Annotated in this window: 19 protein-coding genes and 1 other RNA gene; 6 read left to right on the forward strand and 14 right to left on the reverse strand. The window is 63.9% G+C overall.

What is annotated here, in order from left to right; translation table 11 throughout:
* Positions 1-131 precede the first annotated feature (131 nt).
* Positions 132-1,409, reverse strand: a complete 1,278-nt coding sequence (locus AC1DX4_RS26075; RefSeq protein WP_477223044.1) for a 4-aminobutyrate--2-oxoglutarate transaminase — start codon at positions 1,407-1,409, stop codon at positions 132-134.
* 224 nt (positions 1,410-1,633) lie between these two features.
* Between AC1DX4_RS26075 and AC1DX4_RS26080 the strand changes: the two genes are divergently transcribed.
* Genes AC1DX4_RS26080 through AC1DX4_RS26090 form a run of 3 tightly spaced genes read left to right on the forward strand, consistent with a single transcriptional unit; the run spans position 1,634 to position 6,947 of the window.
* The gene (locus AC1DX4_RS26080; RefSeq protein ID WP_477223045.1) at positions 1,634-2,773 is read left to right on the forward strand and encodes an efflux RND transporter periplasmic adaptor subunit; all 1,140 of its coding nucleotides are present in this window, start codon (positions 1,634-1,636) and stop codon (positions 2,771-2,773) included.
* Positions 2,770-3,846: an efflux RND transporter periplasmic adaptor subunit gene (locus tag AC1DX4_RS26085; RefSeq protein ID WP_477223046.1), complete on the forward strand. Its 1,077-nt coding sequence runs from the start codon at positions 2,770-2,772 to the stop codon at positions 3,844-3,846. Before AC1DX4_RS26080 ends, AC1DX4_RS26085 begins: the two co-directional genes overlap by 4 nt.
* On the forward strand, positions 3,846-6,947 hold the full coding sequence (locus AC1DX4_RS26090) for an efflux RND transporter permease subunit (RefSeq protein ID WP_477223047.1): 3,102 nt from the start codon (positions 3,846-3,848) through the stop codon (positions 6,945-6,947). Before AC1DX4_RS26085 ends, AC1DX4_RS26090 begins: the two co-directional genes overlap by 1 nt.
* A gap of 6 nt (positions 6,948-6,953) precedes the next feature.
* On the opposite strand, the gene AC1DX4_RS26095 is transcribed toward AC1DX4_RS26090, so the two are convergent.
* The 12 genes from AC1DX4_RS26095 to ffs form a co-directional block, all read right to left on the reverse strand.
* On the reverse strand, positions 6,954-7,703 hold the full coding sequence (locus AC1DX4_RS26095) for an ABC transporter ATP-binding protein (RefSeq protein WP_477223048.1): 750 nt from the start codon (positions 7,701-7,703) through the stop codon (positions 6,954-6,956).
* Positions 7,700-8,545: an ABC transporter ATP-binding protein gene (locus AC1DX4_RS26100; protein ID WP_477223049.1), complete on the reverse strand. Its 846-nt coding sequence runs from the start codon at positions 8,543-8,545 to the stop codon at positions 7,700-7,702. Before AC1DX4_RS26100 ends, AC1DX4_RS26095 begins: the two co-directional genes overlap by 4 nt.
* Entirely contained in the window at positions 8,542-9,462 is a 921-nt protein-coding gene (nikC, locus tag AC1DX4_RS26105; protein ID WP_477223050.1) for a nickel transporter permease, read from the reverse strand. Before nikC ends, AC1DX4_RS26100 begins: the two co-directional genes overlap by 4 nt.
* Positions 9,459-10,520: an ABC transporter permease gene (locus AC1DX4_RS26110; RefSeq protein ID WP_477223051.1), complete on the reverse strand. Its 1,062-nt coding sequence runs from the start codon at positions 10,518-10,520 to the stop codon at positions 9,459-9,461. The genes nikC and AC1DX4_RS26110 overlap by 4 nt, the downstream gene beginning before the upstream one ends.
* Positions 10,521-10,538: 18 nt before the next feature.
* Positions 10,539-12,182 (reverse strand): ABC transporter substrate-binding protein, encoded by a 1,644-nt coding sequence (locus tag AC1DX4_RS26115; RefSeq protein WP_477223052.1) that lies wholly within the window; start codon positions 12,180-12,182, stop codon positions 10,539-10,541.
* 261 nt (positions 12,183-12,443) lie between these two features.
* A complete protein-coding gene (locus AC1DX4_RS26120; protein ID WP_477223053.1) occupies positions 12,444-13,697 on the reverse strand; it encodes a lytic murein transglycosylase in 1,254 nt (417 codons plus the stop codon).
* Positions 13,698-13,723: 26 nt separating this feature from the next.
* Positions 13,724-14,329: a recombination mediator RecR gene (gene recR / locus AC1DX4_RS26125; protein WP_475453706.1), complete on the reverse strand. Its 606-nt coding sequence runs from the start codon at positions 14,327-14,329 to the stop codon at positions 13,724-13,726.
* A gap of 89 nt (positions 14,330-14,418) precedes the next feature.
* On the reverse strand, positions 14,419-15,402 hold the full coding sequence (locus AC1DX4_RS26130) for a cell wall hydrolase (RefSeq protein WP_477223054.1): 984 nt from the start codon (positions 15,400-15,402) through the stop codon (positions 14,419-14,421).
* Between the two features lie 228 nt (positions 15,403-15,630).
* Entirely contained in the window at positions 15,631-16,038 is a 408-nt protein-coding gene (locus tag AC1DX4_RS26135) for a hypothetical protein (RefSeq protein WP_477223055.1), read from the reverse strand.
* Positions 16,039-16,058: 20 nt separating this feature from the next.
* Positions 16,059-16,382 (reverse strand): YbaB/EbfC family nucleoid-associated protein, encoded by a 324-nt coding sequence (locus AC1DX4_RS26140; RefSeq protein ID WP_027043571.1) that lies wholly within the window; start codon positions 16,380-16,382, stop codon positions 16,059-16,061.
* A 43-nt stretch (positions 16,383-16,425) separates the two neighbouring features.
* Positions 16,426-18,264 (reverse strand): DNA polymerase III subunit gamma/tau, encoded by a 1,839-nt coding sequence (locus AC1DX4_RS26145; RefSeq protein WP_477223056.1) that lies wholly within the window; start codon positions 18,262-18,264, stop codon positions 16,426-16,428.
* Positions 18,265-18,368: 104 nt separating this feature from the next.
* An RNA gene (ffs, locus tag AC1DX4_RS26150) (signal recognition particle sRNA small type) lies at positions 18,369-18,465 on the reverse strand.
* A gap of 155 nt (positions 18,466-18,620) precedes the next feature.
* Here ffs and AC1DX4_RS26155 point away from each other — a divergent pair.
* The 3 genes from AC1DX4_RS26155 (at position 18,621) to AC1DX4_RS26165 (ending at position 20,393) form a co-directional block, all read left to right on the forward strand.
* A complete protein-coding gene (locus AC1DX4_RS26155; RefSeq protein ID WP_477223057.1) occupies positions 18,621-19,040 on the forward strand; it encodes an HIT domain-containing protein in 420 nt (139 codons plus the stop codon).
* 71 nt (positions 19,041-19,111) lie between these two features.
* Entirely contained in the window at positions 19,112-20,056 is a 945-nt protein-coding gene (gene nudC / locus AC1DX4_RS26160; RefSeq protein ID WP_477223058.1) for an NAD(+) diphosphatase, read from the forward strand.
* A 31-nt stretch (positions 20,057-20,087) separates the two neighbouring features.
* Positions 20,088-20,393, forward strand: coding sequence for a Dabb family protein (locus tag AC1DX4_RS26165; protein WP_258585983.1), 306 nt, complete (start codon positions 20,088-20,090; stop codon positions 20,391-20,393).
* Between the two features lie 56 nt (positions 20,394-20,449).
* Here AC1DX4_RS26165 and AC1DX4_RS26170 read toward each other — a convergent pair whose 3' ends face one another.
* Complete coding sequence (locus AC1DX4_RS26170; protein ID WP_477223059.1) at positions 20,450-21,313, reverse strand: prephenate dehydratase; 864 nt, start codon at positions 21,311-21,313, stop codon at positions 20,450-20,452.
* Between the last annotated feature and the right edge of the window lie 20 nt (positions 21,314-21,333).

Here is a 21,333-nt window from a genome sequence, read left to right on the forward strand (position 1 = left end):
GGAGCGCCGGCGCTGCCCCTCATCCGCCTGCCGGCGTTCGTCATTCGAAAAGCCAAGCAATTGGCTTTTCGTCCACTAGCGGACCATTCCTCAACTCCCCGTATAGTGACGGGGAGAAGGCGAGCTCCAGTTCAGGCAGCGCAAACTTCGCGGATCGAGCTTTCCAGGATGTCGAGCGCTTCGTTCATGATCTCGTCCTGGATGGTGATCGGCGCCAGGAAGCGGATGACGTTGCCGTAGACGCCGCAGGTCAGCAGGATCAGGCCCTTGTCGAGCGCCTTCAACCGGATGGCATTGGCGATCTCAGCCGACGGCAGGCCCTTCTTGACGTCGTTGAACTCGACCGCGTTCATGAAGCCGAGACCCCTTATGTCGACGATCTCGGGCACGTCGTCACGGATCGACTGCAGGCGCTGCTTCAGCCTTGCGCCCAGCGAGTTGGCGCGGTCGCAGAGCTTTTCGTCCTCGATCACATCGAGCACGGCGTGTGCGGCAGCAACGCCGATCGGGCTGCCGCCATAGGTGCCGCCGAGGCCGCCGGGGCCGGGCGCATCCATGATCTCGGCGCGGCCGGTGACCGCCGACAGCGGGAAACCGCCGGCCAGGCTCTTGGCCATGGTGGTGATGTCGGCCGCGACTTCATGATGATCCATCGCGAACATCTTGCCGGTGCGGGCAAAGCCGGTCTGCACCTCGTCGGCGATGAGCAGCATGCCGTGCTGGTCGCAGAGCTTGCGCAGTGCCGTCAGGAATTCGCGAGGCGCGTCGTAGAAGCCGCCCTCGCCCTGGACCGGCTCGATGATGATGGCGGCGACGCGGGCCGGGTCGACATCGGCCTTGAACAGCCTGTCGAGCGCGGCCAGCGAGTCTGCCACCGACACGCCGTGCAGCGGCACCGGGAACGGCGCGTGATAGACGTCGCCCGGCATGGCGCCGAAACCGACCTTGTAGGGCACGACCTTGCCGGTCAGCGCCATACCCATGAAGGTGCGACCGTGGAAGCCGCCGGCGAAGGCGATGACGGCCTGGCGGCCTGTGGCGTTGCGGGCGATCTTGATGGCATTTTCGACCGCCTCGGCGCCGGTGGTGACGAAGATCGTCTTCTTCTCGAACTTGCCCGGCAGCATGGCGTTCAGCCGTTCAGCGAGCCGCACATAGCTCTCATAGGGCACCACCTGGTGGCAGGTGTGGGTGAAGCGATCGAGCTGCGCCTTGACCGCCTCGATCACCCTGGGATGGCGGTGGCCGGTGTTGACGACGGCGATGCCCGACGAGAAGTCGATGTAGCGGCGGCCTTCGACATCCCAGATTTCCGAGTTTTCAGCCCGGTCGGCGTAGATTTGCGTGGTCATGCCGACGCCGCGCGAGATCGACTGGTTCTTGCGTTCGGAAATGGCTGAATTCTTCATGATATCCCTCATCGGGCCGGCGCCCGTTCTCGTTGATCAGATGTCTTCTGACCTTATTTCACGTTTTCCTCAAGTCGGCACCATCGGCAGGCGATTGGGCCTGATCTCCTTAGCCAGTCATCCGATACGCGTACGAGACAGGTTTCCTTTTTCCGGAGATCGACTATCCTCCAGATGTCCGCGAGGCATCGCGATCAGCGAGCGACCCGCGGCTGGGGGAGCCCATGAGCAGGAACGCGACATCGTCCGTCTCGCCGCCATCCGTCAGAACCTCCAGCCTTTTGTCTTTTCCAACCGTGTCTGCAGTGTGCGTCTGCACAGCCGCATTGCTGCTCGCCGGCTGCCAGAAGCTGGAAGCGGCGGACAAGAAACTGCCGGTCATGGTGCGCACCGAAACGGTGGCGATGGCCGACTATGCGCCGAGAACCTCGCTGACCGGGGTGATCGCGGCGCGCACGCTGAACAATCTGTCGTTCCGGGTCGGCGGCCGCGTCGCCGAGCGGCTTGTCGATGTCGGCCAGCATGTCGACCAGGGTGCGGTGCTTGCCCGCATCGATCCGCAGGAGCAGCAATCCGATCTGCGCTCCGCACAAGCCGATCTTGACGCGGCACAAGCGCAACTGACCCAGTCCGCCGCCGCCTTCGAGCGGCAGAAGACGCTGCTTGCCCAGGGCTTCACCACCAGGCGCGACTATGACGCCGCCGACCAGGCGCTGAAGGTGGCGCAAGGCAGTGTCGACGCCGCGCAGAGCGCATTCGCCAACGCCCAGCAAAACCTGTCCTTCACCGAGCTCAAGGCCGGCGCCCCCGGCGTCATCACCGCCCGCCAGGTCGAAGCCGGCCAAGTAGTGCAAGCCGCGCAAACCGTCTTCACCGTCGCCGAGGACGGCGACCGCGACGCGGTGTTCAACGTGCAGGAGACGCTGGTCGCCAGGACGCCGCCGTCGCCGGCGGTGACGATCACGCTGTTGTCGGACCCGCAGGTCCGGGCAAAAGGCACGGTGCGCGAAATCGCGCCGGCGGTCGACCAGGCCTCCGGTTCGATCAGGGTCAAGATCGGCATTCCCGACACGCCGGCCGGCATGCCGCTGGGGGCGGCCGTCATCGGCTCGGTCAGCGCCAAGCCGGCGAAGGCGATCCTGCTGCCCTGGCAGGCGCTGACGTCCAGCGCCGGCAAACCGGCTGTCTGGATCGTCGATCCCTCGACCAAGGCGGTGGCGACGACGCCGGTCGAGGTGCTGGCCTACGATTCGGGCACCGTCGTCATCGCCGGCGGGCTGAACGAGGGCCAAAGCGTCGTCACCGCAGGCGGGCAGTTGCTCAGTCCCGGCCAGACGGTCGAGATATCGGGGGCGAGCCAATGAACCGGTTGCCGCGCATGCTGCTTGGCCTGTTCGCACTTGGCGCGCTCGCCGCCTGCTCGAAGTCCGAGGAAAAGCCACCGGAGATCATCCGGCCGGTGCTGTCGGTGGTGATCGAGCCGCGCACCACGCAGATCTATGGCTTTGCCGGCTCGGTCGAGCCGCAGGTCAGCGCCGACCTCGCCTTCCGCCTGCTCGGCCGCGTCGTCTCGCGCGACGTCAAGGTCGGCGACATCGTCAGCAAGGGCACGACGATCGCCGCACTCGACCCGACCGCGCTGGAGTTGGCGGCGCAAGCGGCCACGGCCGAGCTCTCCAATGCCGAGGCGCAGTTCGCCAACGCCGCCGCGAGCGAGGAGCGCCAGCGCCAGCTGCTTGCCTCCGCCAACACCACGCAGGCCGTCTTCGACACCGCCCAGCAGGCACGCAAAGCAGCAGAAGCCAGTGTCGAGCGGGCCAAGGCCGCGCTTGCCAAATCGCAGGAGCAGCTTGGCTACGCCAGGCTGTTTTCGGATTTCGACGGCGTCGTCACCGCGGTCGGCGCCGAGGTTGGGCAGACCGTTTCGGCCGGCCAGACGGTGGTCACCGTGGCGCGCTCGGATCTGCGCGAAGCGGTGGTCGATATTCCCGACCAGCTGACCGGCGATCTCACCGCCGGCACGCCGTTCCAGGTCATCTTGCAATCGCTGCCGACGATCCAGACAGAGGCCAAGCTGCGCGAGATCGCGCCACAGGCCGAGGGCTCGACGCGCACGCGGCGTGTCAAGCTGACGCTCACCGATCCGCCGCAGGCCTTCCGGCTCGGCTCGACGGTGACGGCGACCCGCGTGACCAAGGTTGCGCCGACGATCGAACTGCCCATCTCGGCGCTGCTCGAAAAGAACGGTGCAGACAAGGTGTGGATCGTCGACCCACAAACCTCGAGCGTGAGCGCGAAAGAGATCAAGGTGGCCGCCAAGGGCGCCGCCACCTTCACCGTCACCGAGGGGCTGGAGGCCGGGATGCGCGTCGTCACCGCGGGCGTCCACAGCCTGAGCGAAGGCCAGAAGGTCAAAGTGCTGGAGGGTGGCGTCTGATGAAGGGCTTCAATCTCTCCGACTGGGCACTCAGCCACCGCTCCATGGTCTGGTATTTCATGCTGGTCTTCGTGGTCGCCGGCATCTTCTCCTACCTCAATCTCGGCCGTGAGGAAGACCCCAACTTCACCATCAAGACGATGATCATCCAGGCCAACTGGCCGGGCGCGTCGGTCAAGGAGACATTGCAACAGGTCACCGATCGCATCGAGAAGAAGCTCGAGGAGCTCGACAGTCTCGACTTCACCAGATCCGTCACCACCGCCGGCCAGACCGTCATCTTCGTCAACCTGAAGGACACCACCAAGGCGCGCGATGTCGTGCCGAACTGGATTCAGGTGCGCAACATGGTCAACGACATCAAGGCGCAATTTCCGCAAGGCGTGCAGGGACCGTTCTTCAATGACCGCTTCGGCGATGTCTACGGCAACATCTACGCCTTCACATCGGACGGGCTGACGCCGCGCCAGCTGCGCGACTATGTCGAGGATGCCCGCACCAAGATCCTGACCGTGCCGAATGCCGGCAAGGTCGACCTGGTCGGCGCGCAGGACGAAGCCATCTATCTCGAATTCTCGACCCGCCAGATCGCCGCCCTTGGCCTCAACCAGCAGGCGATCGTGGCAAGCCTGCAGGCGCAGAACGCGATCACGCCGTCCGGCGTCATCCAGTCCGGACCGGAGCGCATCAGCGTGCGCGTCGGTGGCCAGTTCACCTCCGAGGACAGCCTTCGCGCCATCAATCTGCGCGTCAACGACCGCTTCTTCCGGCTGAGCGACGTGGCGACGATCACGCGCGGCTATGCCGATCCGCCAACGGCGCTGTTCCGCTTCAATGGCCAGGACGCCATCGGGCTCGCCATCGGCATGAAGCCCAACGCCAATCTGCTCGAATTCGGCGAGGCGCTGCACAAGGAGATGAACAAGGTGCTGGCCGACCTTCCGGTCGGCGTCGGCGTGCATCTGGTCGCCGACCAGCCTGTCATCGTCGAGGAGGCCGTCTCCGGCTTTACGCGCGCTTTGTTCGAGGCGGTGGCGATCGTGCTTGCGGTGTCGTTCATCAGCCTCGGCGTGCGTGCCGGCCTCGTCGTCGCGCTGTCGATCCCGCTGGTGCTGGCCATCACCTTCACGGTCATGGCCTATCTCGGCATATCGCTGCAGCGTATTTCGCTGGGCGCGCTGATCATCGCGCTCGGGCTGCTGGTCGACGACGCGATGATCGCGGTCGAGATGATGGTGGCGCGGCTCGAGGTCGGCGACAATCTGCGCAAGGCAGCGACCTATGTCTACACATCGACCGCCTTTCCGATGCTGACCGGCACGCTGGTGACGGTCGCCGGCTTCATCCCGATCGGCCTCAATTCGAGCGCTGCCGGCGAATACACCTTCACGCTGTTCGTCGTCATCGCCGTGTCTCTGCTGGTGTCATGGATCGTGGCGGTGCTGTTCGCGCCGCTGCTCGGTGTCACCATCCTGCCGGCGACGATGAAGGCAAAGCATCACGACCAGCCGGGACGCTTCACCGCGGTGTTCCGGCGCGTGCTTGTCGGCTCGGTGCGCCATCACTGGCTGACCATTATCGTCACGGTGCTGTTGTTTGCCGGCTCGATCGCCGGCTTCGGCCTGGTCCAGCAGCAGTTCTTTCCGCCGTCGGACCGGCCGGAGCTGATCGTCGACTGGAACCTGCCGCAGAATTCCTCGATCGCCGAGACACGCGACCAGATGGAGCGTTTCGAGCAGCGGGCGCTGGTCGGCAATCCCGACATCGACCATTTCTCGTCCTATATCGGCCAGGGCGCGGTGCGCTTCGTGCTAGCCTATGACGTGCAGCCGGCCAACCCCTATTTCGGCCAGACGGTGATCGTCACCAAGAGCATCGAGGCGCGCAACCGGGTCAAGCCGGCTTTGGAAAAGCTGCTGCGCGCGGAGTTCGTCGGCACCGACGCTTTCGTCAAGCCGCTGGAGCTTGGGCCGCCGGTCGGCCGCCCCGTGCAGTACCGCGTCGGCGGTCCCGACATCCAGACAGTGCGCGAACTGGCGCAGCAATTCGCCGGTGTCATTTCAGCCAACCCGAAGCTTGCCGCGCCGACCTTCGACTGGAACGAGCCGCAGCGCGTGCTGAGGGTCGACGTGCTGCAGGACAAGGCGCGCCAGCTCGGCATCACCTCCTCCGACATCGCCAGCGCGCTGAACAGCACGGTCGGCGGCGCCGCCATCACCCAGGTGCGCGACGCGACCTACCTGATCAATGTCGTGGCCCGTTCGCGCGAGGCTGAGCGCGGCTCGATCGGAACGCTGCAGAACTTGCAGCTGCCGACCAGCACAGGCGAGGCCATCCCGCTCGCGGCGGTGGCCAATTTCCGCTACGACCTCGAACAGCCGACGGTGTGGCGGCGTGACCGCATTCCGACCATCACCGTGCGCGCCGGCCTGGTCGGCGACGTGCTGCCGGCTACCGTGGTCAACGAGTTGAAGCCATCGGTCGGCGCCTTCATCGCCAAGCTGCCGCCGGGCTATTCGGTCGAGACCGCCGGCTCGGTCGAGGAAAGCGCCAAGAGCCAGGGACCGATCGCAGCGGTGGTGCCGCTGATGCTGTTCGTCATGGCGACGATCCTGATGGTGCAGTTGCAAAGCTTCCAGCGCCTGTTCCTGGTCGTAGCGGTGGCGCCGCTCGGCCTGATCGGCGTAGTGGCGGCCCTGGTGCCGAGCGGCGCGCCGCTCGGCTTCGTCGCCATCCTCGGCGTGCTGGCGCTGATCGGCATCCTGATCCGCAACTCGGTCATCCTGATCGTGCAGATCGAGGATCTCGTCCGCGAGGGCAAGGACCGCTGGGCGGCCGTCATCGAAGCGACCGAACACCGCATGCGGCCGATCGCGCTGACGGCGGCCGCCGCCAGCCTCGCGCTGATCCCTATCGCGCGGGAAGTGTTCTGGGGACCGATGGCCTATGCCATGATGGGCGGTATCATCGCCGGTACAGCGATCACGCTGCTGTTCCTGCCGGCGCTTTATGTGACGTGGTTCCGGATCAAGGAGCCGAAACCGGTGCAAGATGGTGAAGGCGCACACGGGGAAACGGTACAGGAAGGTGGGGCAGCCTGAAATCCCTTAACCCGTGCGGACAAACCCCTCGCTGGCCCTGAGCAGATTGCGCGTATAATCCTCGGTCACGCGGTGCGCGACAAGTTGGGCCGCCGTGAGGTTCTCCACCGCCTCGCCGCCCTGCATCACCATCAGCCGCTCGCACATATGGGTGACGATGGCGAGGTCGTGGCTGACCATCAGGAAGGTCAGCTTGCGCCGCCGGCGGACTTCTTCCAGCAGATTGAGCACTTCCGCCTGCACCGAGGCATCGAGCGCCGAGGTCGGCTCGTCGAGCAGCAGGATCGAGGGTTCAAGGATCAACGCGCGGGCAATGGCCACACGCTGGCGCTGGCCACCCGACAATTGATGCGAGTAGCGGAAGCGAAAGCCATTGCCGAGACCGACCTCGTCAAGCGCCTGCTGGATGCGCTTTTCGCCGTCGGCAAAACCATGGATGGCAAGTGGCTCCTGCAGCAGGCGGTCGACGGTCTGGCGCGGGTGCAGCGAGCCATACGGGTCCTGGAAGACCATCTGCACCTCGCGGTAAAAGGCCTTGTCGCGGCGCGCGCCAAGCTTCTTGCCATTGACGGTGATGCTGCCCGAGGCGACCGGCGCAAGGCCGGCGATGGCCCTGAGCAGCGTCGATTTGCCGGAACCGGATTCGCCGACAAGGCCAAAGGATTCGCCTGACCTGACCTCGAGGCCGACGCCTTTCAGCGCGCGAAAGCGGTCGAAGATCACTTCCAGCCCGTCGACGGCAATCGCAGAAGTCATGCCGCCCACTCCGGCTTGCGGTCGAGCACCGGCAGCGGATGGCGTTCGAAGCCGATCCTGGGCATGCAGTTGAGCAGGCCGCGCGTGTAGGGATGCTGGGCCTGGCCGAGTTCGGAGGCCTTGAGCTGCTCGACGACCTTGCCGGCATACATGACGATGACGCGGTCGCAGAATGACGAGACCAGACGCAGATCATGCGAGATGAAGATCAGCCCCATGCCACGATCGCTGACCAATTTATCGAGGATGCCCAGCACGTCGAGTTGCACCGTGACGTCGAGCGCCGAAGTCGGTTCGTCGGCGATCATCATTTCCGGTCCGGCGATCAGCATCATGGCGATCATGGCACGCTGGCCCATGCCGCCGGAGACTTCGTGCGGATGCAGGTCGTAGACGCGCTTGGGGTCGCGGATCTGCACTGCTTCCAGCATGGCCAGCGCCCGCTCGCGCGCCTCGGACTTGGAGACTTTCTCATGCGTACGCAGCGTTTCGACGATCTGCCGGCCGATGCTCATAACCGGGTCGAGCGAATATTTCGGATCCTGCAGGATCATGGCGATGCGGTTGCCCCGCAGCGCCCGGCGTTCGCGTGGCGAGATGCGGAGCAGGTCGATGCCGTCGAAGGCCAATTTGTTGGCCGATATCCTAGCCTGGGGCGGCGTCACGCCCATGATGGCACGGCCGGTCTGCGACTTGCCCGAGCCGGACTCACCAACGATGCCGAGGCGTTCGCGGCCGAGCGAAAAGGAGACGCCGCGCACCGCTTCGATCAACCCGGTGCGCGTCGGGAAGGTGACGCGCAGATCGTCGACGTCGAGAAGTGTCTTCGTCTCCCTGCTCATTGGTCACCACTCCGGGGATCGAGCGCGTCGCGCAGGCCGTCGCCAAGCAGGTTGAAGCCGAGGCTGACGATGAGGATGGCAAAGCCCGGCGCGCCGGCCACCCACCACTGGTCGAGCACGAAGCGGCGGCCCGACGCGATCATCGTGCCCCATTCGGGCAGCGGCGGCTGCGCGCCGAGGCCGAGGAAGCCGAGGCCGGCGGCGGTCAGGATGATCCCGGCCATGTCGAGCGTCACCCTGACGATCAGCGAGGAGATGCAGAGCGGCATGATGTGGCGCAACACGATGCGGAACGGCGAGGCGCCCATCAATTGCACCGCCTTGATGTAATCGGAATTGCGCACCGTCAGCGTTTCAGCGCGGGCAATTCGCGCGTAAGGCGGCCAGGAGGTGATGGCGATGGCCAGCACCGCATTCTCGATGCCGGGGCCAAGGGCGGCGACGAAAGCCAGCGCAAGGATCAGCTTGGGGAAAGCGAGGACGATGTCGGTGATGCGCATCAGGATGGCATCGGTCCAGCCGCCGGCATAGCCGGCGACGGTGCCGACCAGCAGGCCGATGGGTGCGGCGATGATGGCGACCAGGATGACCACGTAAAGCGTCCAGCGCGAGCCGTAGAGAATGCGCGACAGGATATCGCGGCCGAGGTCGTCGGTGCCGAACCAGTGCTCGGCGCTTGGCGCCAGCAGCCGTGAATTCTTGAGATCGCCGAATGTCGGCGAGTAAGGCGCCAGCACGCCGGCAAGGGCGGCGATGACCAGCAGCGCGATGATGATGAGCAGGCCGACAAAGGCCAACCGGTTGGCGGAAAAACGCCGCCACGCGACATAGGCGCGGCCGAGCCTTGCCTGCATGCGCGAGGCCGGGCGCTCGCTGAGCAACCAGTCGCGACGGGATTGGACGATGTCGGCGCTCATCGGACCTTCGTCCTCGGATCGAGCACGCGGTAGAGCAGGTCGGACAGGAGATTGATGCCGATAAACACCGAGCCGATGATGATGGTGCCGCCGAGTACGGCGTTCATGTCGGCGTTCTGCAGCGAATTGGTGATGTAGAGGCCGATGCCGGGCCAGGAGAAGACGACCTCGGTCAGCACCGAGCCCTCGAGCAGATTGGCGTAGGACAGCGCGATCACCGTGACCATCGGCACGGCGGCGTTGCGCAGCGCGTGACCCCAGATGATGCGGGTTTCCGACAGGCCCTTGGCGCGCGCGGCGACGATGTATTCCTGCGCCAGCTCGTTCAACATGAACGAGCGCGTCATGCGGCTGATGTAAGCCAGCGAGAAATAGCCCAGCAGGCCTGCCGGCAAAATGATGTGGCGAAAGGCGTCATAGAAGACATCCCACTGGCGCTGCCACAGCGCATCGAGAAGATAAAAGCCGGTGATCGGTGTGAACGTGTATTCGTAGACGACGTCGAGGCGGCCGGGAAACGCCACCCATTGCAGCTTGGCGTAGAACAGGACGAGCCCCAAAAGCCCGATCCAGAAGATCGGCACGGAATAGCCGATCAGGCCGACAATGCGCACGATCTGGTCGATAACGCTGCCGCGTTTTACCGCTGCCAGCACGCCGAGCGGCACGCCGAGCACCGAACCGATCAGCGTTCCCAGCGTCGCCAGCTCGATGGTCGCGGGGAAGGCGCGGCGGATGTCGGTCATGACCGGATTGGTGGTCAACACCGAGGTGCCGAAATCACCGTTCAGGGCATTTTTCACATAGATGTAGAACTGCTCGACCAGCGGCAGGTCGAGGCCCATCTCGCGACGTGTGCGTTCGACGACATTGAGAGGCGCGCGATCGCCGAGCACAGCCAGCACCGGATCGATCGGGATGACCCGGCCAATGAAGAAGGTAACCGCGAGCAGGCCAAGATAGGTCGTGACCGCGATGACCAGGAAGCGGCCGATCGCCGATGCAATAGCGACGGCGCGGGCGCTGCCGCGCCCGCTCTCGTTTTCAACCGCGCTCATGCGGCGCGTCCGTCGGCATTATTCCTTGGAGACCGACCCGACGAAATTGGTGTCGAAACTCGGGCCGAGCACGAGGCCCTTGAGGTTCTTGCGCAGGCCAACCACTTCCAGCTGCTGGTGAATGATGACGAAGGGGCTGGTGTCGAGGATCTTCTTCTGCAGATCCTTGTACATGTCGGCGCGTTTGCCAGAATCCTTCTCCAGCAGGGCCGCTTCCGTTTCCTTGGTCAGGTCCGGAATGTCCCAGCTATTGCGCCAGGCGAGCGTGTGCGACTTGCCGGCATCCGAATTGTCGGGGTTCGACGCAAAGGTCTGGGCATTGGAGTTCGGATCGAAATAATCCTGGCCCCAATTGCCGATATAGATGTCGTGATTGCGGGCGCGGTATTTGGTCAGCGTCTGCTTGCCGTCACCCGGGATGATCTCCAGCTTGATGCCAGCCTGACCCAGCGTCTGCTGGATCGATTCCGCCATGCCTGTCGTCGGCTGTCCCGTTCGCACGTCCATGGTGACGCTGAAGCCGTCCGGCAGGCCGGCCTTGGCCAGCAGTTCCTTGGCCTTGGCGACATCGAGCTTGAACGGGTTATCGTCCACGGTGCCGAGGTCGCCCTTGGGCAGGAAGGACTGGTGGATTTCACCGATGCCCTTGAGGATGGTCGTGCTCAAAGCATCGTAGTCGACCAGATATTTGAAGGCCTGGCGTACCTCGGGCTTGGCGAGGTTCGGGTTCTTCTGGTTGAGGCTGATGTAGTAGACCGTGCCCTTCGGCGCGCTGGTGGTGGTGAGGTCGGCGTTCTTGGCAATGGCGTCGAGATCGTTCGGCTCGAGGTTGCGGGCAACGTCGATGTCGCCGGCTTCGAGCGCCAGGCGCTGGCCCGAGCTTTCCTTCATGTTGCGGTAGATGACGCGGGCGAGCTTGGCCTTCTCGCCGTAATAGTTGTCGTTGCGCTCCATGACCACGGCTTCGTTTGCGCGCCATTCACGTAGCTTGTAGACGCCGGAGCCGGCATAGCCGGTCTTCAGCCAGGCATTGCCGAAATCATTATCCCATTTGTAGTCGGCGCTCGGCGTCACCGCCGCGACGTGTTCCTTGACCAGCTTGGCGTCGACCACCGAGGCGACCGTTGCCGAGAGACAGTTCAGCACGAAGCTCGGCGCATAGGCCTTGTCGACGGTGAACTGGAAGGTCGAGTCGTCGACGGCCTTGGCCTTTTCGGCGACGTTGTCGCCGCTGATGCCGAACTGGCCGATGATGAAGGCCGGGCTCTTGTCCAGCTTGACGGCCCGCTCGAACGAATAGGCGACATCGGCCGCGGTGATCGGGTTGCCCGAGGCGAATTTGAGGCCCGGCTTGAGCTTGAATGTATAGGTCAGGCCGTCATCAGAAACGGTCCAGCTCGCGGCGAGATCCGGCTTGACCTTGGAGGTGTCGCTGAGGTCGAGGCGGACAAGCAGATCATAGGTGTTGCCGGTGACTTCGGCGGTCGACAGTTCGAACGCCTCACCCGGATCCATGGAGATGATATCGTCGATCGCGAAGCCTTCGACCAGCGTGTCGGCAGGCGTGACCGCGCCAGCCGGCGCTCCGGCCAGAAGCAGCGCGGACATGGCGGCACCCGCAAGCAGGATGCGTGAGCGTAGAGCAAACTTTTCCATCATCATGGTGATTGTTCCCTGTTTTGTTGTTTGTTGAACCTGAGTTCCCGGCTCAGGGTTGCGGAATTCTTTTCGGGCCTGAAGACGACCGTCCGACCTCTTACCGTTGCGGTTTTTGTCCAGTTGGTCAACACCATATCCGGCGACCTCGTGGCCGGCAACGAGCATTTATGCGACGGCTCATTGGGCCAGAAAGACGGGCGGTGTGTCGACACACAGGCCAGCCAATCGGGGCAGCGGAATGAGAAAAATCTGCTAATTTTTAAGCTATTTCAGTGCGGCGACCAGGCCGGCGTCGGGAAAGCAGGTCGCGGCCTGGCCGTTCTTTGTCTGCCATTTGCCGATCGAGCGGCGGGTCTTGAAGCCGGGCAGGCCGTCGGCGCTGCCGACATCATAGCCCTTGGCTTCCAGCGCCCGTTGCAGGGCGGCAATGTCGGAACGGTGGAGATCGCCGACCGGGCCCCAGCTGCCGGAAAAATTCTGATCGCCATGCGCAATGCGGTCGGCGCCATGGCCGATGAACAGCGCGTAGAGGTCGCTGGTGTTGTATTCCTTCAGCACGTAGAAATTGGGGGTGGCGATGAAAGCTGGACCACTGCGGCCGGCAGGCATCAGCAGGAAGCCTTCGGCCTTCATCTCACTCGCCGGAAATGCTTTTCCGCCGACGCGCTTGATACCCATCGCCGCCCACTCGGAGATCTTCTTGCCTTGATCAGGGCCTTCCAGCGAGCAGGAGACGCTGTCGGGCACGGTCACCTCGAAGCCCCAGCCACGGCCCCTCACCCAGCCATAGTGGACGAGATAGTTGGCGATCGAGGCGAGCACGTCAGGCGTCGAGTTCCAAATGTCGACGCGGCCGTCGCCATCGAAATCCACGGCATGCTTGAGGAAGGAGGTCGGCATGAATTGCGGCTGGCCGAGCGCGCCGGCCCAGGACGATTTCATCGCGCCGACCGGCGCCAGTCCGCGCTGGACGATTTCCAGCGCGGCAAGCAGCTCGGTGCGGAAGAAATCCTTCTTGGTCGACATGAACGCCTTGGTGCCCAGCACTTCAAAGGCGTCATAAGGCATCTTCGCCGCGCCGAAGCCGGTTTCGCGGCCCCAGATCGCCAGAACGATCTCGCCGGGCACGCCATAGCGCTTTTCGATTGCGGCCAGTGTCTTTGCGTTGCTGGTTTCACGCGTGCGTCCGCCTGATGTCACCGCACGAACCGTCTTCTCGGCGAAATAGGCGCCGGGCGAGCCGAACTCGGCCTGATGCTGCTTCTGCGGCGTCTTCGGCTTCTCGCCGGGCATGACGAGGTCGGGTAGCTTCAGGTTGGGTTTTATGCCGTCGAAGGCGGCATCAAAAGTCTGCTTGGATATGCCATTCGCCTTGGCCTCCGGCCAGAGGTCATTCTGCAGCCAGGTGCGGAACTGATCGTCGATCTTGGCAGCGGAGGCGGGGGCGGCGAGCACGACGGCAAGAATGACTGTAAAAAAGGAAAGCAGTGCCAATCTGAAAGGACGCGCAACACTCATGATCCGCACCCTCTCCGCCAATCTTGTCAAAACGCCGTCCGCGCGCGCAGTGCCGCGGCCAGCGTGCCCTCGTCGAGATAGTCGAGCTCACCGCCGACCGGCACGCCGTGCGCCAGCCTTGTCACCTTGATGTCGAAGCCCGACAACTGGTCGGTGAGGTAATGCGCGGTGGTCTGGCCCTCGACCGTGGCGTTGACAGCGATGATGATCTCCTTGACCTCGCCGCCGGCGACGCGGTCGATCAGCGAGCGGATGTTGAGCTGGTCGGGGCCGATGCCGTCGAGCGGCGACAGCGTGCCGCCGAGCACATGATAGCGCACGTTCATCGCCGCCGCTCGCTCCAGCGCCCAGAGATCGGAGACGTCCTCGACGACGATAAGGGTGGCAGCGTCGCGGCGCGGGTCCGTGCAGATCATGCAGGGGTCGGATGTATCGACATTGCCGCAGGTCGTGCAAATACGAACCTTGTCGGCGGCCTCGCCCATGGCGGCGGCAAGCGGCGACAGCAGCTGCTCCTTCTTCTTGATAAGATGAAGGGCGGCGCGTCTGGCCGAACGGGGCCCAAGCCCCGGCACCTTGGCCAGCAGCTGGATCAGGCGTTCGATCTCGGGACCGGCGATTCGCTTGGACATCGCCTTGATCTAGGATTTTTCGGAGCGCTTTGGAACAGTTCCCGTCCAGCACGACCCACCATGCTGCCATGGCGGATCATGGGAACAGATCAATTGGCTTCGAGCGGCCGCCCCTGGCTGACGATCATCGCGCCAATGGCGTCGGTGTTCTCAGGCGTCGACTGGAAGCCCATCGCCGCCTCTTGCGGCTCACCCTGAACCGATGAGATGACGCGGGTGTTCAAGGTTCCGCCAAAACGGGCGGCATCCGGTTCTTCCATCGGCTCCTGCATGGCGACCATCGTCTGCTTCCCGGTTACGCGCGCCGACTTTGCCGTCGGCGCCGCGGCCGCGGTCACATAGGTCTGCTGGGCAGGGGCGATCTTGGTCTTGGGCTGACGGGCCGGTTCCACAGAGGCGGTCATAAAGACCTGTTGTGCCGGAGCGGTGCGGGAGGCTTTGGCCGGACGCACCGGCTCCGCCGAGGCAACCATCGTCACCGGTGCCGCCGGCTTGACCATTTCGGGCGCCGCCGAGGCAATCATTGGCTCGTCGGGCAGCGGCTGCCAGTTGCGGCCGCGCTTCTCGTAGAAGGCGTTGCCGCCGGCAACCATGGTGTAGTGCATGTTCTTGTAAGGGAAATGCAGGCCGGCGGTGTGGAAATACATCGTGTTCTTCAGCTTGGCCTTGCGCTCGCCCTTGAGCACGGCATCGGCCGCTTCCTCGACATCAGGCATAGCGCGCGAATTCATCGACCTGGTCATGACGCCCGGCGCGAACTGCCCCGGTTCACCCACCACGTCACAGATGGTGCTGCCGTGGTTGCCGGAGCGCAAGCGGTTCATCACCACCGTGCCCACCGCGATCATGCCGTCGCGGCTCGAGCGGTTGGATTCGAAGAACATCGCCCTTTCCAGGCACTCCCTGTCCTTCGGCGTGTGGCTGAAGGGCCGGCTCAGGAAATTCGGCGTGATGGCATCGGTCAGGCTGGCAACAGACATGCCATGCGAAGTGGTCTGGCTGCAGGCGGCCAGGAACAGGGGAGACGTGATGACGCCGAGCAACAGCGGCGCCTTCCATCGCGTAACAATCAACAGGTTACCCTCTCACTTCGATGCCCGCCCCCAGGCTGCGGCAAGAATGAGACACTTTCAGGCAAAATGATGGCCAAAACGTTATTAACCACATACTGTTGCCTAAAAGGCACAATTTCGAGGCTTTCCAGATAGATCGAGCCGTCATTTCACAAAAGCGATGACCACTCTCTCTTGGTTTCGCCGCAATTGAAAACGGAAACCCGCGTCACGTTTTTCCTGGAATCGCTACCGCCCGGCCGCAATCACGGCCGACTGGCCCGGCTCGAGTTCCTCGACTTTCTCCGAAAACAGGCCGCGCCTGAGGAACAAGGCCCGCGCATCCCTCGCCGCCGGCGCGATCTTTCCCGGCCAGTCGCTGTCGATGAATTCGGCCTTGGTGAAATCGGGATTTGTTTCGGAGGCCGCCTCGAGGAATTCGGCGATTTCCAGCACGACCGCGCGCTCATCCTTCGAAAGCGCCGATGTGCCGGCCTCGATCGACGGGCGGTGCACGAAATCCTCGAACAGGTAGAAGTAGCCCTTGATGCCGACGAGATCGACGCCGGCATCGCAATCGGCGAGGATTTCCAGAATCTCATAGATCCTGTTGCGGATACGCTGCTCGATCAGTCTTTCGGACGGCTCTTCGGTCATGGACGCACCGCCGCTGAAGGTTAGAAAGGCAGTTTCATTCCCGGCGGGATCGGCAGGCCGGCGGTCAGCGCCTTGGTCTTCTCCTGCATGATCTGCTCGACCTTCACCTTGGCGTCATTGTGGGCGGCGAGGATCAAATCCTCGAGGATCTCGACATCGTCCTCCTTGAACAGAGACGGGTCGATCTTCAGCGACTTCATCTCGAACTTTCCGGTCAAGGTGACGTTGACCAGGCCGCCACCAGCCTGGCCGGATGCTTCCAGCGTGGCGATCTCATCCTGCATGGCCTGAAACTTGGCCTGCATTTCCTTCGCCTTGCCCATCAGGCCGAGAAGATCTTTCATGGTCCGATCCTTGGTTTTTGGTTTGTCAGAGGTTCTTGGTTTGTCAGGTCTCGTCGTCATCCGCCGGCGGCTCGACCGGCACTTCTGCCTCGGCCGTTTCCGCCTCCGGCGCGTCTGGGATGCGCACGTCGATGATCTTGGCACCGGGAAAGCGCGCCAGGAAGGCGGCAACCGTCGGATCGCTCTTGGCATCGAGGAAGGCGTTTTCGCGCTTGGTCGATTCCATTTCAGCCAGCGTCTGGCCGCCATCTTCCTTCGACAGCGACACCAGCCAGTTGCGGCCGGTCCAGGCGCGCAGTTTCGTCGTCAGCTCGTTGAGCAGCAGCTTCGGCGCATCGTCGGTCAGGCTGACATCGATACGGCCGGGCTCGAAGCGCACGGGACGGATGCAGCGCTTGACCAGCACCTTGAAGGCGATGTCGCGCTGCGCGTCGGCAAGCGCAACGATATCGGCCAGCGACCTGACCGGCACCTGCTGCGGCTCGGACACCGGCGCGGGCGGGGCGACGAAGGCGACCGGCGCTGGCGTGGCCTCGACCAGCCGCATGGTCTGCGCGCCACCGGACCCGGATGGCATGCGCGTCTGCGCCACCGCGCTGGCCCCACCGCCATTGCCGTTGCCGGAACCCGCGGGCGCGCCATTCGGGCGCGATGCGCCATTTTGTGCCGGCGCGGCCCCATCGAGCGACCGCAACGCCTCGTCCAGCGTCGGCAGGTCGGCGGCATGCGCCAGCCGGATCAGCACCATCTCGGCGGCACTCACCGGCCGGTTGGAGGACTGTACCTCGGGAATGCCCTTGAGCAGCATCTGCCAGGTTCGCGACAGCACCCTGACCGACAGCGCCCTGGCAAAATCGGCGCCGCGCTCGCGCTCGTCCTGCGACAGCGAAGCGTCGTCCATGGCGGTCGGCACGAAACGCAGCCGGGTGACGAGGTGGTTGAACTCGGCAAGATCGGTCAGCACCGCGGCCGGATCGGCGCCGGTGTCGTATTGAGTGCGGAATTCCGCCAGGGCCGCCGCCACATCGCCCTTCATCACATGTTCGAACAGGTCGACGATGCGGGCGCGGTCGGCCAGACCCAGCATGGCCCGCACCGCTTCGGCGCTGACGGAGCCGGCGCCGTGCGCGATCGCCTGGTCGAGGATGGAGAGCGAATCGCGGGCGGAGCCTTCCGCCGCGCGCGCGATCATCGCCAGCGCGTCGTCGTCGACCGAAATGCCTTCCTGGCCGGCGATCGAGGAAAGATGCGCGACCAGCGCGCCGGCATCGATGCGCCTCAGGTCAAAACGCTGGCAGCGCGACAGGACGGTGATCGGAACCTTGCGGATTTCGGTGGTGGCGAAGATGAATTTCACGTGCGGAGGCGGCTCCTCCAGCGTTTTCAGCAGGCCGTTGAAGGCCTGTGTCGACAGCATGTGCACTTCGTCGATGATGTAAACCTTGTAGCGGGCCGAGACCGGCGCGTAGCGCACGCGCTCGATGATGTCCCTGATGTCGTCGATGCCGGTATGCGAGGCAGCGTCCATCTCGATGACGTCGACATGGCGGCCTTCCATGATCGCCTGGCAATGCTCGCCGAGCACGGCGAGGTCGACCGAGGGCTGGTCGACGGTCGCGTTCCTGTAGTTCAGCGCCCGCGCCAGGATGCGCGCGGTGGTGGTCTTGCCGACGCCGCGAACGCCGGTCAGCATCCAGGCCTGGGCGATGCGGCCGGTGGCAAAGGCATTGGTGAGGGTGCGCACCATCGGCTCCTGGCCGACCAGCTCGGAAAAATTCGACGGACGGTATTTGCGCGCCAGCACGCGGTAGGCAGCGGCCTTTCCATTTTCCGGGCTTTTTGGCTCCAGGCTTTTTGGCCCCGAATTTCCGGCTTCGCTCATTCGCCCGTTAAGCTCCAAAAGGCCGCGCCCAAAGGCGCCGATTCCTGCGCATAGTCTCGCCCGCGCTGCAATGCGTCGTCAATGTCGCGAGGAGGGCCGATGAGGTGGGAGGCTGGAACAATGACCCGTTCCGGGCTCGTTAGGGCTGCTTCCTTCCGGACCTGACCCGGTTGGCGAGTGGATCGTCCACCACCAACCTCCCGCTGTCCATATCGGCAATTGCGCGATGAAATGCAAGTGCGCAGGCGATTTGGCGCACCAAACCATGAGAGCAACAATGATTCGCTTGCAGCCCCCGTGCCAGCGCTCTAGCGTTCATGCGTTTTAAGAAACCAAGAAAAGCAAGGGAAACGCCGATGCTGCCGGGCCTGAAGGCCGGATTTACGCTGGATGCCCGGCTGGAGGCGGACAGCGAGCAGTTGATGTGGCTTGGGCTCTGCGAATTGCGGGTGATGAACGATCGCCGCTGGCCGTGGCTGCTCCTGGTGCCGCAGCGGCCGGGCGCGGAAGAAATCCACGACATGACGCCGCTCGACCAGGCGATGCTGACCTTCGAGACCAATATGGTGGCGCAGGCGCTGAAGAAAGTGAGCGGTTGCACCAAGATCAACACCGGCGCGCTCGGCAATATCGTGCGCCAATTGCATATCCACATCATCGCCCGGTCCGAAGGCGATCCCGGCTGGCCCGGCCCGGTATGGGGGCATGGCCTGCGCGAACCCTATCAGGGTTCCGACCTGCGCCGGTTTGCCGAAACGATAAGGGCGGCGCTATAAGCCTTCCCCAGTATCCATCTTAAAAACATGTTCATCCCCAGACATGTCCATCCCAGAGCATCAGAGTCCGCATGAGCTTCAGCCTTTTTGACGCGCCCCTGCGCGAGCCGAGCCAGTCCGTCGGCTTTGCCGGCAACACGATCGACCGGCAATCCGAGAACCGCGCCGACGATTCGGTCGAGAAGGCGCTGGCCGATCCGACGACGCGGCTGCTGTTGATGAATGGCGGCCGGCTCCACCTGAAGCTCGACGGGGGTGGCGGCCTCGATCCCTGGTTCGGCACCGCCGAGAGCGAGCCCTTCAAGCCTTCCTTCGCCGGGGGTGTCCTGCTCGGCTTTTCCGAACAGGGGCCGGTGCTGGCGATGCCAGTCGGAATCGAGGCCGAACAGCTGCCGGAGACCGTCAAGGCGATCGACTACCGATCGGTCTATATGCAAGGGCTGGTCGACGAGGCGGCGGCCGGCGCGATGGCGCAAGGGGCCGCCTTGCTCGCCTGGCATGCCAGCCACCGTTTCTGCAGCAAATGCGGCACCGAATCGCAGATGCGGGCCGGCGGCTACAAGCGGCACTGCCCGAATTGCGGCACCGAGCATTTCCCGCGCACCGACCCGGTGGCGATCATGCTGACGGCGACGCGGGAGAAATGCCTGCTCGGCCGCGGCCGACACTTCGCGCCGGGCATGTATTCCGCACTTGCCGGCTTCATCGAGCCGGGCGAGACGATCGAGGCGGCGGTGCGCCGCGAAACGCTGGAGGAGGCCGGCATCCGGCTGGGCCGCGTCGTCTACCACGCCAGCCAGCCCTGGCCGTTTCCCTATTCGCTGATGATCGGCTGCTTCGGCGAGCCGCTCAATGAAGACATCCAGGCCGACCTCAACGAGCTGGAGGATTGCCGCTGGTTTGGCCGCGACGAGGTCCGGCTGATGCTGGCGCGGGAGCATCCCGACAATCTGGTCACACCGCCCAAAGGGGCAATCGCGCATCACCTCATCCGCGCCTGGGTCGACAGCGAATAACCAATACCGAAAGACATTGCAGGAGAGACAAATGATCCGTCACACCGTCGTCTTCACGCTGAAACATGCACCGCACTCACTGGACGAAAAGCGGTTCTTGGTCGATGCCAAGAAAATCCTCTCGGCGATACGCGGCGTCACGCATTTCGAACAGCTGCGGCAGATCAGCCCCAAGAACGACTATCAGTTCGGCTTCTCGATGGAGTTCGCCGACCAGGCGGCCTACACCAGGTACAACGACCACCCCGACCACGTCGCCTTCGTGCGCGACCGCTGGGTGCCGGAAGTCGAGAAATTTCTCGAGATCGATTACGTGCCGCTGGGCTCGGTGGTTTAGAGCATGATCCCGAAAAGTGGAAACCGGTTTTCGGAAGAGATCATGCTCAATAGGAGCTAATCCGCGACCTTCCACTGCTCACGCGACTCGCTGGCCGGATAGACGCCCAAAATCCGCACCTCGCGGGAGAAGAAGCGCAGTTCCTCCAGCGCCAGCTTGACCAGCGGATCATCGGGATGGCCTTCGATGTCGGCGTAAAACAGCGTCGCCGTGAAGGCGCCGAGCTGGTAGCTCTCCAGCTTGGTCATGTTGATGCCGTTGGTGGCGAAGCCGCCCATGGCCTTGTAGAGCGCGGCCGGCACGTTGCGGACGCGGAACATGAAGGTCGTCATCATCTTGATGTCGGCCGAGGGCCGTTCGGCCAATCGCTTGTCCTTGGTCAGGACGACGAAGCGGGTGACGTTGCTATCGGTGTCCTCGACATTCCTCTCGATGATGTCGAGCCCGTAGAGTTCGGCGGCGAGCGCCGGGGCGAGCGAGGCCATGGTGCGGTCCTTGAGCTCCGACACCAGCTTCGCAGAGCCCGCTGTGTCGCCGGCAATCACCGGCTTCCAGCCATTCTTGCGGATGTATTTGCGGCACTGCCCGAGCGCATGGATGTGGCTGTGGACGGTCTTGATCTCCTCGCGTTTGACGCCCGGCAGCACCATCAGCTGGAAGTGGATCGGCAGGAAATACTCGCCGACGATGTGGAGCTTCGATTCCGGCAACAGATGATGGATGTCGGCGACGCGCCCGGCGATCGTGTTCTCGATCGGGATCATGGCGAGGTCGGCCTTGTTGGTCTCGACCGCGTTGAAGGCATCCTCGAAGGTCGGGCACGGCAACGGCTCCATCGACGGGAACATGTTGCGGCTGGCGGTGTCGGAATTGGCGCCCGGCTCGCCCTGGAAGGATATTCTGTTGGTCTTTTCAGGCATGGCCGGGTCTCGATTCAAGG

This window comes from Mesorhizobium sp. P3_A8 (genome assembly GCF_056402995.1).